Raw genomic sequence first — 15,447 nt, forward strand, 5'->3', positions numbered from 1 at the left:
GGAGGGGCCTGCGAGTTGCAGGTCCCTCCATGCACGGGTAGGCATGTGTGCATGGTTACTGCTGCTGCTTATGCCGCGACGTCCGCTGACGGTCCCCTCGAGAAGACCACTGTCGAACGCCGCGAGCTCGGTCCACTGGACATTCTCATCGACATCAAATTTGCCGGCATCTGCCATTCCGACATCCACACCGCTCGCAACGAGTGGGGCGGAGCGAAGTACCCGATCGTCCCCGGACACGAAATCGCCGGCGTCGTCGCCGCCGTGGGGTCCGATGTCACCAAGCACAAGGTCGGCGACCGAGTGGGCGTCGGCTGCTTCGTCGACTCGTGCGGGGAGTGCGACGCCTGCACCGCCGGTGAAGAGCAGTACTGCCGCAAGGGTGTGACGGGTACGTACAACGCCACCGGCCGCGACGGCGAGCGCACTCAGGGTGGCTACTCGACGCACATCGTCGTCACCGAGCACTTCGTGCTCTCGATCCCGGAGGGCATCGAACTCGACGTTGCAGCGCCGCTCCTGTGCGCGGGCATCACCTTGTACTCACCGCTGCGGCACTGGAACGCCGGCCCCGGCAAGAAGGTCGCCATCATCGGTTTCGGCGGCCTCGGGCACGTCGGCGTGAAGATCGCCAAGGCGCTCGGAGCGGAAGTCACCGTCCTGAGCCAGACGCTCGGCAAGAAAGACGACGGGCTTCGCCTCGGCGCCGATCACTACTACGCGACCAACGACCGTGAGACGTTCAAGGCTCTTCGCGGCGAGTTCGACCTGATCCTCAACACGGTCTCGGTCAACCTCGACATCGACGCCTACATGTCCTTGCTTGCCATCAACGGCACTCTCGTCGAACTCGGCCTGCCCGAGAAGCCGATCGAAGTTCGAGCATTCTCGCTCGCCGCAAACCGTCGTAGCCTCGCCGGTTCCATGGTCGGAGGTATCCCGCAGACACAGGAGATGCTCGACTTCTGCGCCGAGCACGGCATCGGCGCAGAAATCGAACTGATTCCGGCGAGCGACATCAACGACGCTTACGAGCGCGTGATCAAGAGCGACGTCCGATACCGATTCGTGATCGACACCGCAACGATCTGACCCGCCCGGTCCTGCTCAGTCGAATTGTTCGCGGAGCTCAGTCGAGTTGCTCGCGAAGATTACTCAATGTCTTCGCGAGCAACCTCGACACGTGCATCTGGGACACACCGACTTTCTCGGCGATCTGTGTCTGCGTCAGGTTTCCGAAGAATCTGAGCATCAACACCGTCCGCTCTCGCTCGGGAAGCTTGTCGAGAAGCGGACGCAACGCCTCGTGATTCTCGACGTTCTCGAGTGCTGCGTCGTAGTCACCGAGTGTTTCCACGAGCGGGAGATCGTCGGTGTGATTGGACGCGGCACCGTCGACCGAGACCGTCTGATACGCGTTGCCGGCGATCAAGGCCTGGGCAACTTCTTCGCGTTCGATCCCCAACGTCTCGGCCAACTCGTCGACGGTCGGCGCGTGCCCGAGCTGTTGTGACAGCTCGCTGATGGCCTGCCCGAGTTGGAAGTGCAACTCCTTCATCCGGCGGGGAACCCGCAATGCCCAACCGGTGTCGCGGAAGTGTCGTCGAACCTCGCCCATCACGGTGGGAACTGCGAAGGAGACGAAATCGGATCCGCGCGTGGAATCGAAACGGTCGACGGCGTTGACCAGACCGAGACGCGCCACCTGAACCAGATCGTCGTGTGCCTCGCCACGACCGTCGAATCGTCTGGCGATGTGCTCGGCCAACGGTAGGCATCTGGTGATGAGTGCAGTGCGCACTCGTTCGTACTCCGGGCTGTGGGGCTCGAGGGTCCGCAGTTCCTCGAAAACTGGTATTACGTCCCGATATTCGTCGGTGGACCGCCGACGCGGGCGTGACGGGCCGTCTGCGGAAGCGGTCACAGGCGCCCGCTGAGGGCCTTGGTGAACTTCATGGTGGTGATGTAGCCGACGCCGCTGAGGTTCTCTTCCTGGTCGAGCGAAATCGAATCGGTGAGTTCGGTGAGGATGTGCCACCCGAACGAACGCTGACTGCTGTCCTCGTACTCCGTGGTCGTCGTGGACACGGACACGTGCAATTGCGGGGGCGTGAAGACGAACCGACACACCAGAACCGAATCAGGCGCAGCGCGAACGATCAGATGCGTACAGATTTCGTCCATGGCCAGTTTGATGTCGGCGATGGCGTCGAGGTCGAAGTTTTCCTGAATGGCAACGGTGGCGGCCAGTGCACGCAAAATCGACAGCTGATCGAGAGTCGCTTGAATCCTCAACTCCACAACTGGCTGAGTCTGATCCTGATCGGGCTCGAGTGCGCTGAGGTGTGCCATAAGTTCTCCGGATCGTCGTACCAGGGGTCGCGGTGAAGTCTGGTGCCGAGAACGATACCCATCCCGACCTTCACAGTGACCCCCGAACACGAAATTTGGTCGATGGTGGTGCCGGGGTAAACGACACGATTCTGCTCACGACCGTTGGCGATCGCAACATCGGATTACCTCGCGGAACCGCAGACCAAACCACATTTTTGTTCGGAACACCGAAACGAATGGTCGCAACGCACTTGTGACGTCCGTCATGCTGGCGTACTGTTTCAAACCGAGGTTGAGCACACAGCCGATGAGGGATTTATCCGTATTTCTGGAGACCCGTTCATCGTGCGTCTCCTTCGGAGGTCCCTTCTCTTTTGCAGAGTGTAAACCGTTGCGGGATGGGAGAACCATGACTGTTGTTCCAGGATCATCTATTTCAGGCTTTACGAACGCGGCGAAGGGATCGGTAGACTACGGACCTCCCGCGACCGGGACAGCGACCGCATCGTTTCACGCGCACCGCATCAGTGCACACACCGCTGTGATCAAAGTTCGTGGTGAGATCGATCTGATGAGCGCCAATGCTTTTCGTGACTTCTTGACGTACCACGTGGCCGCGGACCGGACGCTGGTCGTCGATCTATCCGAACTCGAATTCATGGGGACGTGCGGCTTGTCCGTACTGTCGGTCCTGTCGACGCGATCACGCGACGTGGGCGGCACACTCGCGCTCGTCTGCGCCCGCCCGGTGCAAAGGTTGCTCAAAGCAGCTGGTCAGGAGTCGATGTTTGCCTGCTACGAGTCGCTCGATCATGCAATCGGACTCGAAGAGACCCGACGTTTCCCCGCTTGATCACGCAGTTTCAGTCCAAGCTTCGTGAAATCACCTTCGTGAATTCAGTTTCGTAGAGCCCGTCAGCGTCAGTGCACTTCACTTCGGTGAGTGCCCTTGTGTTGGCGGGCTCTCGGCGGTGCTGTGACGCAGCGGCCGTAGGTGCGGACCACTTCGGTGGCGACGTGATCCCACGAATACGATTCGCACGCTCGGGCCCGGCTCTGCCGTGCAAACGCCGCGCCTTCGTCCTCGTCGTCGAGAAGATGGCGGACTGCGCGCGCGGTTTCCACCGGGTTGTTGACCGGGACCCGACGCCCGGTGAGTCCGTCGATCACCGTATCCCGCAGTCCGCCAACAGGAGTCGCGACTACGGGAACTCCGCACGCCATTGCTTCCAGCGCCGCGATTCCGAACGGTTCGTATCGAGGGGTGCACACGAGGGCGTCGGCCGATCGCATCAGTTTCGGTAGTTGGCGGTGCGGAACCCGTCCCAACAATTGGACGCGATCTGCGACGCCGAGGCGCTCGGCGAGCTTGACCAAGCGGATCGCCACTTCGTCGGTGCTCAGTTGCGCGACGGGTGGCCCGCCGATCACCACCAACTCCGTATCCGGCAGCGAAGCCAGCGCGGCGACGGCAACATCGAAGCCCTTCTGCTCCACCAGTCTTCCGACGCAGATCAATCGATGCGGTGCGGTTTTCTTCGCGGCGGGTCCCTCCGGGGTGAATGCTTCGGTGTCCACGCCCGAGGGCACCATCGTGGTCCGTGATCGTGGTGATCCCTGCCGGACCAGATCGAAGATTTCGTCCGAACTGGTCGCGATGACATGGGTTGCGCCCCTGGCGATCAACGGTTCCAGGTGAGTCCGCTCCGAGGGGCTGTCGTCGGCTGCTCCGAGGTGGCGGTGCGCCGCAGATCCCAGGGAATGGAATGTCTGAAGTACGGGGATGCCGAGCGATCGGGTCGCGAGTTCCGTTGCCACACCGGACATCCAGAAGTGCGAGTGCACCACATCGGGTCGGTCGGTACTCCACTGAGCGCGCAGAATGCTGGCAAAGGTTCCCAGGTGAGGGAGGATGTCGGCATCCGGAAGAGCCTGCGTCGGGCCGGCCTCGAGATAGTCGACGGAGTACCCGGCGCGGGCGCGAACGCGGTCCGGCCCACCGACGTGGGCACGCCTGGTGAAGACGGTGACGTCGTGTCCGGCACGAACCAAGGCGGCAGACAGTTCGTCGACGTGCAGGTTCTGTGCACCGGCTGCCGAGCAGCCCACCGGTGCGAGTGGATCGGCGTTCACCGACACCATGGAGATCTTCAGCATTCGTCCGGGAGCCATAGCGGGCGAGTACTTCATCGGGTCCCCTCTCCACTTGATCGGTTCGTCTGGGGATACCCGGAGTCCGTGATCTGAACCGGGTTTCGACGCGGTCAGCGCTGGGCACATTCCAAACACGATGGCGAGGAGTGAGGTTCGATGACAGAACAAATGCTGGTCGACGCAACCGTCGGACTCGGGTTCGAGCGGTACGTACAACGGGTGGCGGTCGGTGTGGGGGCCGGCATCGAGCAGTGGTGTTGCAGGCGCGAGCACCCTCTGGAGGCTTACATCGCATTGGACCGAACTGTGCCGCGTTTCCCCGGGCGCGAGGTGGCTTTGCTGTGGGAGGAGACGTGCGGTTGGGCCCTGGCCGTGGAGACCAGATCAGGGGAGGACCTCATCGTTCTCGGATATCTGGGCGAACACGCAGTGCCGACCCCGGACGCCGTCGCCGATTTTGCCGCGACACTGGGCACGCGCAGCCCACACTGGGTGATGAACAGACCATTGGCGGATTCGGACGAGACCGCGCGAGAACTGCGGAGCTACTCCGGAAGTGCTTACGCCTGAACAGTATCGAGGTCCGATCGGCTCAGTTGACTACATCCAGGATGGGATCGAGAACCGGAGTCGCTGCAGCCTCCACGGCCGGATCGTCGATGAGCTTGAAAACGATGTGACCACCGAGCGCGCCACCGACACCGACCGCGGTGAGCCCCAGCACCGACAGCACTCGCGCCAGCGCGAGTGAGTCCTTTCCGCGTAGCCTGTACGACGCCGCAAAAGACCAGATCCCCACTGCATTCGACGCCGCGTGCACCAGCCCCACTCGGCGTGCGACGTCGCCACGTTCGGACCAGTCCAGCCATCCCGTCAGCAAAGCCGGCGGAGTCGAAACCAATCCGAGCCCGATCAGCCGTCGTGCAGTCTGCGGATCGCCTAGAACATCGAAGACCAACGAAGCCGTCCACGCGCCCGCGGGAATGGTCACGAGGGCAGGATGGATGGGATGCCCGACGGCGGCGCCGCGCAGAAGTGCGGCGACAGTGCGCGATCGGTCGGATCGCTCCGTGATCTCGAGGATTCTGCGCCTGAGGCCAGTGGACGGACCGTCCAGTCCGCGAGCGGATTCGATTCCGCGATAAAGAGTTCCGATGTCCATGTAATTCGGCTACCCGGCGTAGACGTCGGGAAACCTCGCGACGGCGGTGTCTTGTCGACCGTCATGCTCCGGCGTACGGTCGAAACGAAAGAGATCCGACCGGAGGAGCGAACGATGAAGCTCAATCTCTTTGCAGCGTGGGCGTCGTATTTCCTGGTGCTGGCCACAGTGGTCTGCCTCGGCAGTTTTCTGGTGGCGGCAGGTTCAGGCCAGGGTGGTTGGGCATTGATCGCCGGCCTCGCCGGCGTCGCGTGCATCGGCCTCGCGGTAGCCCTGTACGCCAGTACTGTGCGTCACGACCACAAAGTGCACCGCGAATCCCCACACCTGTTCTGATCGGGCCTGCTTCTGATCAAGACTGTGCGAGTCGTGCCTTCTCCGCCTCGATGTCGAAGTCGGCAAGGGGCCAGTCGAGATCGAGCTTTTCCAGAGCGTCGATCAGTAGCTCCGTGACCGCAATGCGGCTGTACCACTTCCGATCACACGGCACGACGTACCACGGCGCGTGCTCGGTCGACGTCTTGTCGAGCATTGCCTGATACGCCTGTTGATATGCAGGCCACAAACCGCGTTCGGTCACGTCGCCGGGGTTGTACTTCCAATACTTGTCCGGGCGGTCGAGACGTTCTTCGAGTCGCTTCTTCTGCTCGTCGAGCGAGACGAACATCGCGACTTTCACGATAGTGGTTCCGGCGTCGACGAGTTCCTTTTCGAACTGGTTGATCTCGTCGTAGCGCTTGCTCCAGACATCCTCCGGGACAAGATCGTGGACGCGCACTACCAGGACGTCCTCGTAGTGGGAGCGATCGAACACACCGAGATAGCCGCCGCGGGGGAGTTCCTTCTTGATCCGCCAAAGGTAGTGATGTTGCTTTTCCTCTTCGGTCGGGACGCCGAAGGCCGCGTGCTGAACTCCCGAAGGATCCACGTGACCGATCACGTGTCGGACCATGCCGCCCTTGCCTGCGGTGTCCATTCCTTGCAGAACCAGCAGGACTGAACGACTGTCCCCTGACCGGCCGTTGGCGTACAGCAACTCCTGCAGGTCGGACAGAACCGCGCCGCGCTCCTCGAGCAGACGTTCGCCGTCAGCTTTGTTTCCGGTGAATCCCGGAGTGCTGTTGCGATCGAGTTGATCGAGTTCGAACCCGGGCTCCGCCCGCAGGGTCTTGGCGGCCGGTGTTTCCCACAGCGAGTCTTGTGCCATGCCGAAAGAGTGCCACAGGATCGCGCCCGGCGGCTCGAAAGTTCGGTCTCGGGCGAGTCAGTCCTCGGCAGGCTTGACGAGGGGATGCGGAACCGACTTGAACTTGGCCGGTGATCCGTTGACCGCCGCTATGCCGGTGATGCCGCCCCACGTCATCATCGTGAGGTAGTCGATCAGCGATTCCGCGGACATCGACTTGTTGGAGATCCACCAGTGCGTCGCGAGCTGAATTCCGCCGACGATCCCGAACGCCCACGGCAGCGAACCGCCGGAATCCATCTCCATCTCGCGAAGACGATTGCCCAACACCGTGGAGAGCAATTCGGCGATCATGCGCTCGGAATCGGCAACGACGTCGCGGTTGGCGCCGGCGCCGTTGGCCATGACGTAGAGGTAGATGTCGGGGTCGGATGCCACCGTCTCGACGTATGCGGTGATGCTCGCCTGGGTGAGTTCGAAATCGTCGAGATCGCCACTGATCGCTTCGTAGATACGCGGCGACAGGATGGTCTCGACGTACCGCATCATCGTGGCGGTCGTGAGGTCGCTCTTGTCGGCGAAGTATCGGTAGAGCACGGTCTTGGAGACACCGATCTCGGACGCGATCTCGTCCATGCCGATCTCACGGCCGCGCGCGCGGATGGCGGCGATGGTGCCGTCGACGAGTTCCTCGCGGCGAGCGATCTTGTGCTCACGCCAACGACGCTTCCGACCGTCGGATTTCTCGGGCTTCGCATCAGCAACGACTGGGCCGTCTACCTGCTCGTTGTCCTGCACGGCATTCTTGGCCACGAGTCATCTCATATCTGTGGTGCGAGCCACGTCCGATCGGTCTACTTTCCGGTCCAGCTTAATGTCCGCGCCTTTATCTCGGGCACTCACATCCGCAGTTCGGGGGATTAGGTCCTGCAGAATCGGACTTCGTGTCGCTCGCGCTACGCCGCGTCACACCTTTCGGCACAATGGCGAGGGTGCAGCAACTGAGCCTCTCCGCCTTCGACGACGCCGCCAAGCGTCGGGACCTTCGCAAGATGAAGGTCTTCGCTACTGGCCTTCTGGGCTTCGCGACGGTGGTCTACATCTTCTGCCGGTGGCAGGAATCCCGCGGCGCCGGAGAGTGGGTCGGGTACGTCCGGGCCGCGTCCGAGGCGGGCATGGTCGGCGCGCTTGCCGACTGGTTTGCCGTCACCGCGCTCTTCCGTCATCCGATGGGCCTTCCCATCCCGCACACTGCCATCATCAAGCGTAAGAAAGACCAGCTCGGAGCCAGCCTGAGCTCATTCGTCGGTCAAAACTTCCTGGCTCCCGAGGTTGTGTCGGCCAAGGTGCAGCAGGCGCAGATTCCGCTGCGGCTCGGAACGTGGATGGCCGAACCTGCCAACGCCGCTCGCGTCGCCGCCGAGACGTCGACGGTCTTGCGCGGCATGGTCGAGGTTCTTCGCGACGAGGACATCGCCCAGATCATCGACAACACGATCGTGAAGCGTCTGGCCGAGCCCATGTGGGGACCGCCGATCGGCCGAGTGCTCGGTGAACTTCTCAAGGACAACAAGCAACTGCCGATCATCGAATTGCTTGCCGAGCGGGCACATCAGTGGGCTCTCGGCAGCCAGGAGACGATCGATCGTGTGATCGTTCGCGATTCGCCCGCGTGGTCGCCGAAGTTCGTCGACGCCATGCTGGGGGAGAAGATCTACAAGGAACTAGTCGAGTTCACCTGGAAGGTCCGTTCCAACCCCGAACACGAGGTACGCCTCGCCGCCAACCGCTTCCTGATCGACTTCGCCGATGATCTGCAGAACGACCCGGAGACCATCAAGAAGGCCGAGGGGATCAAGGCCGAGATCATGGGTCGCGAGGAAGTGACGGGTCTGGCGTCGTCGACATGGCAGGTTGCCAAGCGGCTCATCATGGAGTCCGTCGACGATCCGAACAGCACCCTGCGGACCAAGGTCGCCGAGAACGTCGCCGGCTTCGGAGTCAGGCTGCGTGACGACGAGTCCATGCGTGAGAAGGTCGACGGCTGGCTGGTGCAGGGCACCAAGTACATCGCGGAGAACTACACCGACGAGATCACTGGAGTCATCAGTGACACCGTCGAGCGGTGGGACGCCGACGAAGCGAGCCAGAAGATCGAGTTGCAGGTCGGTCGAGATCTTCAGTTCATCCGTATCAACGGCACCGTTGTGGGCTCGATCGCCGGACTGCTGATCTACACGATTTCGACGCTCATCTTCGGCTGAGCTGTCCGGTATGTGACGTCCACCACGAGTGCTAGCAGTAGTGCTTGCAATAGTTAGCACCCTCTCCTATCCTGGGAAATGTCCACTGGAAAGGGAGGACGCAATGCCAGCGAAGTCGACGAACTCCGATGACGGAGATCGTGAATCATCCGGTGCCGCAGCCGGAGCAAGCGACTTGGCAGCTCGCGTCGTCAGCTCTGCGGCACACGACATCGGGGGGTTCATTCGTGCACAGCGGGAAGCCGCCCAAGTTTCGATGCGCCAACTCGCTCAACTCGCCGGCGTCAGCAATCCGTATCTGAGTCAGATCGAACGCGGATTGCGCAAACCGTCGGCGGACGTACTGGCGCAAATCGCCAAGGGCCTTCGAGTCTCATCAGAAGTGCTGTACGTCCAAGCGGGATATCTCGAGCAACGCCCGCACAGTCCCATCAGGGACGCGGTGTTGGCCGAGACGGCCATCAACGAACGGCAGAAGCAAGTACTGCTCGAAATCTACGACTCGTTCTGTCGCGAGAACGAGTCGTCAAGACCAGCCGCAGCGCCCGATTTCGCTGAATCGGCCGCAATTCCAGACACCGAGACTTCACTAGGAGAACAAGATGACTGACAAGAACGCCATCGACAGCGTCAAGACCTCGCTCTACGCCGCCGTCGGCGCAGGCGACCTGGTTGTCCAGGCCGTGGCCGATGTAGTTGCTCAGGTTCGTGAGCGCGCCGAGAACACCCAGGGCGATGTCAACGGCCGTGTCGACGGTGCTCGCGAGAAGCTCGCTTCCGTCCAGGGTGACGTTGCCGAGAGCGTCGATGCGCTGCGCGAGCGTCTCGCCGGCCTGCCGTCCGAGCTGCCCGAAGAGCTTGCCGAGCTGCGCGAGAAGTTCTCACCCGAGGAACTCCGCAAGGTCGCCGAGGCATACCTCAAGGTTGCCGGAGATCTGTACAACTCCCTCGCAGAACGTGGCGAAGACGCAGTCGAGCGCATCCGCAAGCAGCCCGCAGTCGAAGAAGGCATCGCTGCTGCAGAGTCGGCACTCGGCGACGCCGTCGAGCTGACCGAAGACGCACTCGGAACCGTTGCTCGTCAGACGCGCGCCGTGGGCGAGCAGGCTGCCAAGCTGGCCGGCCGCGCTGCCGGACGCATCTCCGACACCGCAGAAGAGGTCGGCGAGAAGATCTCTGACGCCGGTGAGAAGATCGCCGACGCAGGCGACGAGGCTGCACTGAAGGTCCTCGACCTCGGTGACCAGGCTGACGAGGCTTCCAAGGAAGCTGCCGCTCGCGTGACCGCTGCTGCTTCCGACGTCCAGGAGCGCGCGACCACCGCCGCGAAGAAGGCCGCTCCGGCCAAGGCTGCACCCGCCAAGGCTGCTCCGGCCAAGGCCACCGCACCGGCTCCGGCCAAGAAGGCTGCTCCGGCCAAGAAGGCCTGATTTGCCCAGCTCCGCCTGACGAAGGCTCCCTCACTCAGCCGAGTGTGGGAGCCTTCGTGTTCGTCGGGAACCGGATGAGAACTTAGGATGTAGTTGTGACTCAAGTCGATGGGCTAGTCGGTCTGATCTTTCTCGCACTCAAAGTGCTCGCGTTGGTGGGTGCTGTCTACGCGATCGTTCATGCCGTCAGGCAGCGTCCTGACGCTTTCACCGCGGTCAACAAATTGACCAAGCCGATCTGGCTGGGAATTCTGATCGTCGCGGCGTTGATCCTCTTGGCGACGTCCCCTGTCGGGCTCCTGGGCATCATCGCGGTCGTTGCAGTGTGCGTGTATCTCGTCGACGTTCGCCCGCGGGTGGACGACATTCAGCACGGCGGTTCTCGCTGGTAGTTTGCCGCACTCCCGCTCATTCCGAGCCGTGGTTCCCGGCTCATGGTGTGCTGCCCCACTCTTCTCGCCAACGCTGACAACGGGCGTTGTTCGAGTGATAGTGTCGGTTAACGGCAGTCACACATAGATTGCATCCGTCTGTCGTCAGCAGCAGTCAGGGGTAAATGCATGTCCAGTCGTTCGCGCACCACAGAGCTTCGAGTACTGGCAGGCGCCGTCGGAGTGGGAGCACTCGTCGCGGCCGTCGCTGGGATCCGTCATCGGCGATCCACGCGAGGGTTGACTCTGTCGAGCGACGTCGAGCCCAATGCACTCCTGAAGACTCCGACGCTCAAAGCTGACATCAGCGAACTGACCACCGACGACGGTGCGATCATCAATGTCCGGGCTTACGGTCCCGTCGACGGCGATCCGATCGTTCTCAGTCACGGCTGGACGTGCTCCACCGAATTCTGGTACCCGCAGGTCAATGCGCTTGCCGGCGAATATCGCGTCATCACCTACGATCAGCGCGGTCACGGCCGCAGCACCGTCGGCAATCTTCCGCTCGGCCCGGACGTCCTTGCCGACGATCTCTCTGCAGTGCTGGCGGCCACGGTTCGCGAGGACAAGAAGGCCGTCATCGTCGGTCACAGCATGGGCGGGATGAGTATCATCGCCTGGGCGGGTCGTCACCCCGACGAGGTCAAGAAGTACGCGTCGGCGGTCATGCTCGCGAGCACCGCGAGCGAAAGGTTGATCGCCGAGACCACGGTCATCCCACTGCCTAATCGTTTCCCTCGCGTGCCGGTCCCCGTGGGCCGCGCCATCCTCAGTTCGCCCGTTCCGTTCGTCTCCTCGGGCGCCATGACGAAGGCGATCCAGTACGTCTCGATGTCACCGAACGCGACCAAGGCCGAGATTCAGTTCTGCGAGAACATCGTTCGTGAGTGCAAGCCCCGCATCCGTGGAGGTTGGGGAGCAGCGCTGAGCACCCTCGACATTCACGAGGGACTCGACAATCTCGAAGTGCCGACCACCGTGCTCGTCGGTTCGCTCGATCGGCTCACTCCGCCGGTCCATGCGCGCAAGCTTGCGCAGGTCCTCGACGACGCCGGCAACCTCGAACGGTTGATCGTGTTGCCGGGCGTCGGTCACATGTCGTCGATCGAGAACATCGACGAGTTCGACAAGGAAATCGTGCGACTGCGCAATCTCTAGCGCAACGCAGCTCTAGCTGAAGACGACCGTCTTGCGCCCGTGGACCAGCACACGATCCTCGAGGTGCCAGCGCAGTCCGCGGGAGAGTACGAGCTTTTCGATGTCTCGACCCTGACGGACCATGTCGGCGACATCGTCGGCGTGGTCCACACGGATCACGTCCTGCTCGATGATCGGACCGGCATCGAGTTCGGCGGTCACGTAGTGGCAGGTGGCGCCGATCAACTTCACGCCGCGGGCGAACGCCTGGTGATAGGGGCGGGCACCGATGAACGACGGCAAGAAGCTGTGGTGGATGTTGATCGCGCGCCCGGCCCAGTGCTCGCACAGTGATTCGGGCAGCACCTGCATGAATCGGGCAAGCACCACGGCGTCGGGATTGTGAGCGTCGACCAGGGCGCGGACCTTCTCGAAGGACGGTCCCCGTTCTGCCGGGTCCTTGGCGAACGGAACATGGTGGAAGTCGATCCCGTGGCGCTCGGTGACACTGCGCAGATCTTCGTGGTTTCCGATGACGGCGCTGATTTCTGCGGGGAGTTCCCCGCCCGCGGCGCGGCCAAGGAGGTCATGCAAGCAGTGACCTTCCTTGCTCACGAGCAACACGATCTTCTTGGGTGCGCCGGAGTCGTGAAGAGTCCACTCGGTTTCCGGACCGATCTCGGCCGCAACAGCTTTGAACCGTTCACGAAGCTCGTCGATGCTCATGCTCACCGACGATGCACGGACCGCCTGACGCGTGAAGAACCATCCGGTGTCGGCATCGGCGTGGTATGCGGCCTCCACGATCCATCCACCGACGTCGGTGAGAAAGGTCGAGATGCGTGCGACGATGCCCGTGGTGTCGGGGCAGCCGAGGGACAGAACATAGCGACGATCATCGATCGATGGTGCAGCGGTCATGCGGCCTAGTCTCTCAGGTGCGGCTGCAGCGACGGTCGCGTGGTGGTGTGCCAAGCTTTCCAACATGTCTGAAGCTGCACTCACTCGTTCCCAGGTTGCCGCGATGGTGGACCACACTCTCCTCAAACCCGAAGCCACCGCGGCCGATGTGACCGCCCTGATCGACGAAGCACGCAGCCTCGGTGTGCTGGCTGTCTGTGTCTCGCCGTCGATGTTGCCGATTCGCGCCGAGGGACTTGTGACGGCGGCCGTCGTCGGATTCCCGTCGGGGAAGCATCATTCGCTGGTCAAGGGTGCTGAAGCGCGACTGGCCGTCGATCAAGGCGCAGCCGAGATCGACATGGTCATCGACGTAGGAGCGGCGGTCGCCGGCGACTACAGCGCGGTGTTGGCCGATATCCTCACCGTCCGCGAGGCGATGGGGGAGAGTGCGATCCTCAAAGTGATCCTCGAAACCGCAGCGCTGTCCGACGAGGCCATCGTCGAATGTTGCCGCGCAGCTGTGCGTGCCGGGGCGAACTTCGTCAAGACCTCCACCGGCTTCCACCCCGCGGGTGGAGCGACGGTCGAGGCCGTCGCACTGATGGCGCAGACGGTTGGCCCGGGCGTGGGAGTCAAGGCCAGTGGCGGAATACGTACGACGCAGGCAGCGCTCGACATGATCGCGGCCGGCGCCACCCGCCTCGGACTATCCGGAAGTCGAGCAGTATTGGACGGTCTGGCCGACTAGGTCAGCAGGCCGCAGCTGTCCGGAACCGCCGAGGTGTTCTGGTTGTTCGCGTCGGCGACGGGCATGGCGTAAGCGCCGCCCTCCAACGAGATCTGGATAGCGTCGTCGGTGACGGTCAGCTTCGTGGGCTTCATGTCCAGCGGGTAGGTCTGCAGGCTGTCGGTGAGTGTCTGGACGATGCCGTCGACCAGATCGGTCGGCAGACCCAATCCGAGAATCTCGGCGCCGACGGTCTGGACGTCGACCACACCGTTGGTGACGGTGGGCTTGACCGTGAGCTTCGCGAGCCCGACCGGACCGACGTCGAACGCGAGTGTTCCGGCGCTCGAGTCGGCGGTGACGCCGGAGACGAGCCCGCCGAAGGTCTGTTCCTGCAAGGTGGCGAGAATGCCTGCGGTAGACCAGGTGACGTCGGCGCTGGAGCTGCCGACGGTGCCGCTGTTGCCCGCCGAGGGCTGCAAGTTGATGTCGTTCACCTTCGCGTGAACCTGCATTCCCGTTGCGGGGCCGAACGAAGAGTCGTCACTGTCGATGCTGATGTACGGCACCTTCTTGTCGACTGCCTGCAGGAGTACGGGCTTCCAGCTCAACCCGACGTCGACCTGGGATCCCAGTTCGCTCTGGAACTGATCGGCCATGCAGGTCTTCACCTGGTTGCGTACGTACAGTTCTCCACCGACGAGCGCCGCGACGAGTACGGCGATCACCACGAGAAGGATGATGAGCACTCGGTTGCGCGGACGAGGATTGTTCGCTGCGACAGTCATTCGCCAGATTCTTCCCGACGAGTCTGAACGAACTCTGTGAATACGCACTTCCTCATTCCTGTGATGCGCGACACACTCGCCCGTAGTCTGTTCGAAACGGCGTTTTCGACGGTCACCGGAGGTGGTCATGGCTTCGGACTACGAATCACTCGAGCTGCTGGCGCTGCGACAGTGCGGATTTGTCACGGCTCTCCAGGCATCCGAACTGGGTTTCGGTCTGGCGTTGATGGAAGAAATGACGGAATCCGGAACATGGACATGTGAGTGCCGCGGGCTTTTTCGCCTCGAACGCGTCAGACATACCGCCTTGGACGAGTTCGCGAAGTGGTGCACGTGGTTCGCCGGTAGCGCCACCGTCTCGCACTACAGTGCCGCAGATCTGCATGGCCTCGGGCACCTGCAACCTCGCTTCATCCACCTCTCCGTTGCGCACCCTCTCGCGGCGCCGACCCGCCAGGTAGCACTGCACCGACTGCCGCTCGCGGACGACGAGTGTGAACAGATCGGGCCCATCCGCATCACCACGCCTTTGCGCACCGTGCACGACCTCGCTTCCGGTGGAATCTCTCAAGTTCTGCTCAACGAAGTAGTCGCCGATGCGGTCGCGATAGGCCGACTGGACGCGCACGAGTTGTATCTCTCGTGTGAGAACGCGAGCGTCGACGTTGCTGTTCGGGTCGAGTTGGCTCTGGCCGCAAGCCTGTAGCCGAGAGAGATCTTCGAGGCTCCTGCGACCTTCTGGCATCACGCCCGAAATCGAATATGACGCCGATATCAGAGATTTGTAAATCGCTATTTTCGGGCGACTGTTTTGTCTTTAGCGCAGGTAAGAACGCATCCAGATGTGCGGTTCGGGACGTTCAGCCCACTGTTACTGCAGTTCGGCGATGTCGCCGATGAACTAAATCTGCGAAAAGCGTAGTTACTT

The 15,447-nt window shown here is 62.3% G+C and carries 19 protein-coding genes; 11 read left to right on the forward strand and 8 right to left on the reverse strand.

What is annotated here, in order from left to right; genetic code table 11:
- The first annotated feature begins 51 nt into the window (after positions 1–51).
- Positions 52–1,092, forward strand: a complete 1,041-nt coding sequence (locus tag M0639_RS07810; protein ID WP_003941488.1) for an NAD(P)-dependent alcohol dehydrogenase — start codon at positions 52–54, stop codon at positions 1,090–1,092.
- 37 nt (positions 1,093–1,129) lie between these two features.
- On the opposite strand, the gene M0639_RS07815 is transcribed toward M0639_RS07810, so the two are convergent.
- Both M0639_RS07815 and M0639_RS07820 read right to left on the reverse strand, forming a co-directional pair.
- Positions 1,130–1,924 carry an RNA polymerase sigma factor SigF gene (locus M0639_RS07815; protein WP_003941515.1) on the reverse strand — a complete coding sequence of 265 codons (795 nt, stop codon included), beginning with the start codon at positions 1,922–1,924 and terminating at the stop codon, positions 1,130–1,132.
- Positions 1,921–2,352 (reverse strand): ATP-binding protein, encoded by a 432-nt coding sequence (locus M0639_RS07820; protein ID WP_064074211.1) that lies wholly within the window; start codon positions 2,350–2,352, stop codon positions 1,921–1,923. The genes M0639_RS07815 and M0639_RS07820 overlap by 4 nt, the downstream gene beginning before the upstream one ends.
- 391 nt (positions 2,353–2,743) lie before the next feature.
- Here M0639_RS07820 and M0639_RS07825 point away from each other — a divergent pair, with 391 nt between their 5' ends.
- Complete coding sequence (locus M0639_RS07825) at positions 2,744–3,187, forward strand: STAS domain-containing protein (RefSeq protein WP_007735372.1); 444 nt, start codon at positions 2,744–2,746, stop codon at positions 3,185–3,187.
- 68 nt (positions 3,188–3,255) lie between these two features.
- Here M0639_RS07825 and M0639_RS07830 read toward each other — a convergent pair whose 3' ends face one another.
- Complete coding sequence (locus tag M0639_RS07830) at positions 3,256–4,524, reverse strand: glycosyltransferase (RefSeq protein WP_003941555.1); 1,269 nt, start codon at positions 4,522–4,524, stop codon at positions 3,256–3,258.
- Between the two features lie 120 nt (positions 4,525–4,644).
- Between M0639_RS07830 and M0639_RS07835 the strand changes: the two genes are divergently transcribed.
- Positions 4,645–5,058, forward strand: coding sequence for a DUF6292 family protein (locus tag M0639_RS07835; protein ID WP_003941464.1), 414 nt, complete (start codon positions 4,645–4,647; stop codon positions 5,056–5,058).
- 22 nt (positions 5,059–5,080) lie between these two features.
- Here the strand turns inward: M0639_RS07835 and M0639_RS07840 are convergent, their stop codons facing one another.
- A complete protein-coding gene (locus M0639_RS07840) occupies positions 5,081–5,650 on the reverse strand; it encodes a DUF2231 domain-containing protein (protein WP_064074210.1) in 570 nt (189 codons plus the stop codon).
- A gap of 114 nt (positions 5,651–5,764) precedes the next feature.
- Here M0639_RS07840 and M0639_RS07845 point away from each other — a divergent pair, with 114 nt between their 5' ends.
- On the forward strand, positions 5,765–5,986 hold the full coding sequence (locus tag M0639_RS07845) for a hypothetical protein (RefSeq protein ID WP_039973486.1): 222 nt from the start codon (positions 5,765–5,767) through the stop codon (positions 5,984–5,986).
- A 16-nt stretch (positions 5,987–6,002) separates the two neighbouring features.
- Here M0639_RS07845 and M0639_RS07850 read toward each other — a convergent pair whose 3' ends face one another.
- A complete protein-coding gene (locus tag M0639_RS07850) occupies positions 6,003–6,857 on the reverse strand; it encodes a polyphosphate kinase 2 family protein (protein WP_064074209.1) in 855 nt (284 codons plus the stop codon).
- Between the two features lie 57 nt (positions 6,858–6,914).
- Complete coding sequence (locus tag M0639_RS07855; RefSeq protein WP_003941527.1) at positions 6,915–7,649, reverse strand: TetR/AcrR family transcriptional regulator; 735 nt, start codon at positions 7,647–7,649, stop codon at positions 6,915–6,917.
- 170 nt (positions 7,650–7,819) lie between these two features.
- Here M0639_RS07855 and M0639_RS07860 point away from each other — a divergent pair, with 170 nt between their 5' ends.
- From M0639_RS07860 to M0639_RS07880, 5 genes are all read left to right on the forward strand, one after another.
- Positions 7,820–9,100 (forward strand): DUF445 domain-containing protein, encoded by a 1,281-nt coding sequence (locus tag M0639_RS07860; RefSeq protein WP_020968906.1) that lies wholly within the window; start codon positions 7,820–7,822, stop codon positions 9,098–9,100.
- 103 nt (positions 9,101–9,203) lie between these two features.
- Complete coding sequence (locus M0639_RS07865) at positions 9,204–9,710, forward strand: helix-turn-helix domain-containing protein (protein ID WP_003941483.1); 507 nt, start codon at positions 9,204–9,206, stop codon at positions 9,708–9,710.
- Positions 9,703–10,530, forward strand: a complete 828-nt coding sequence (locus M0639_RS07870; protein WP_003941552.1) for a heparin-binding hemagglutinin — start codon at positions 9,703–9,705, stop codon at positions 10,528–10,530. The genes M0639_RS07865 and M0639_RS07870 overlap by 8 nt, the downstream gene beginning before the upstream one ends.
- A 95-nt stretch (positions 10,531–10,625) precedes the next feature.
- Positions 10,626–10,922 (forward strand): DUF2516 family protein, encoded by a 297-nt coding sequence (locus M0639_RS07875; RefSeq protein WP_003941505.1) that lies wholly within the window; start codon positions 10,626–10,628, stop codon positions 10,920–10,922.
- 168 nt (positions 10,923–11,090) lie between these two features.
- Positions 11,091–12,122 carry an alpha/beta fold hydrolase gene (locus M0639_RS07880; protein ID WP_021333908.1) on the forward strand — a complete coding sequence of 344 codons (1,032 nt, stop codon included), beginning with the start codon at positions 11,091–11,093 and terminating at the stop codon, positions 12,120–12,122.
- Between the two features lie 12 nt (positions 12,123–12,134).
- Here the strand turns inward: M0639_RS07880 and purU are convergent, their stop codons facing one another.
- Positions 12,135–13,022, reverse strand: coding sequence for a formyltetrahydrofolate deformylase (gene purU, locus M0639_RS07885; RefSeq protein ID WP_003941509.1), 888 nt, complete (start codon positions 13,020–13,022; stop codon positions 12,135–12,137).
- Positions 13,023–13,086: 64 nt separating this feature from the next.
- Here purU and deoC point away from each other — a divergent pair, with 64 nt between their 5' ends.
- Positions 13,087–13,752 carry a deoxyribose-phosphate aldolase gene (gene deoC / locus M0639_RS07890; RefSeq protein WP_047268935.1) on the forward strand — a complete coding sequence of 222 codons (666 nt, stop codon included), beginning with the start codon at positions 13,087–13,089 and terminating at the stop codon, positions 13,750–13,752.
- On the opposite strand, the gene M0639_RS07895 is transcribed toward deoC, so the two are convergent.
- On the reverse strand, positions 13,749–14,519 hold the full coding sequence (locus M0639_RS07895; protein WP_058227464.1) for an LmeA family phospholipid-binding protein: 771 nt from the start codon (positions 14,517–14,519) through the stop codon (positions 13,749–13,751). The genes deoC and M0639_RS07895 overlap by 4 nt on opposite strands.
- Before the next feature lie 127 nt (positions 14,520–14,646).
- On the opposite strand from M0639_RS07895, the gene M0639_RS07900 reads away from it, so the two are divergent.
- A complete protein-coding gene (locus M0639_RS07900; RefSeq protein WP_003941523.1) occupies positions 14,647–15,225 on the forward strand; it encodes a type IV toxin-antitoxin system AbiEi family antitoxin domain-containing protein in 579 nt (192 codons plus the stop codon).
- The last annotated feature ends 222 nt before the right edge of the window (positions 15,226–15,447 follow it).

Source organism: Rhodococcus qingshengii JCM 15477 (assembly GCF_023221595.1).
Classification (GTDB): Bacteria; Actinomycetota; Actinomycetes; order Mycobacteriales; family Mycobacteriaceae; genus Rhodococcus_F; species Rhodococcus_F qingshengii.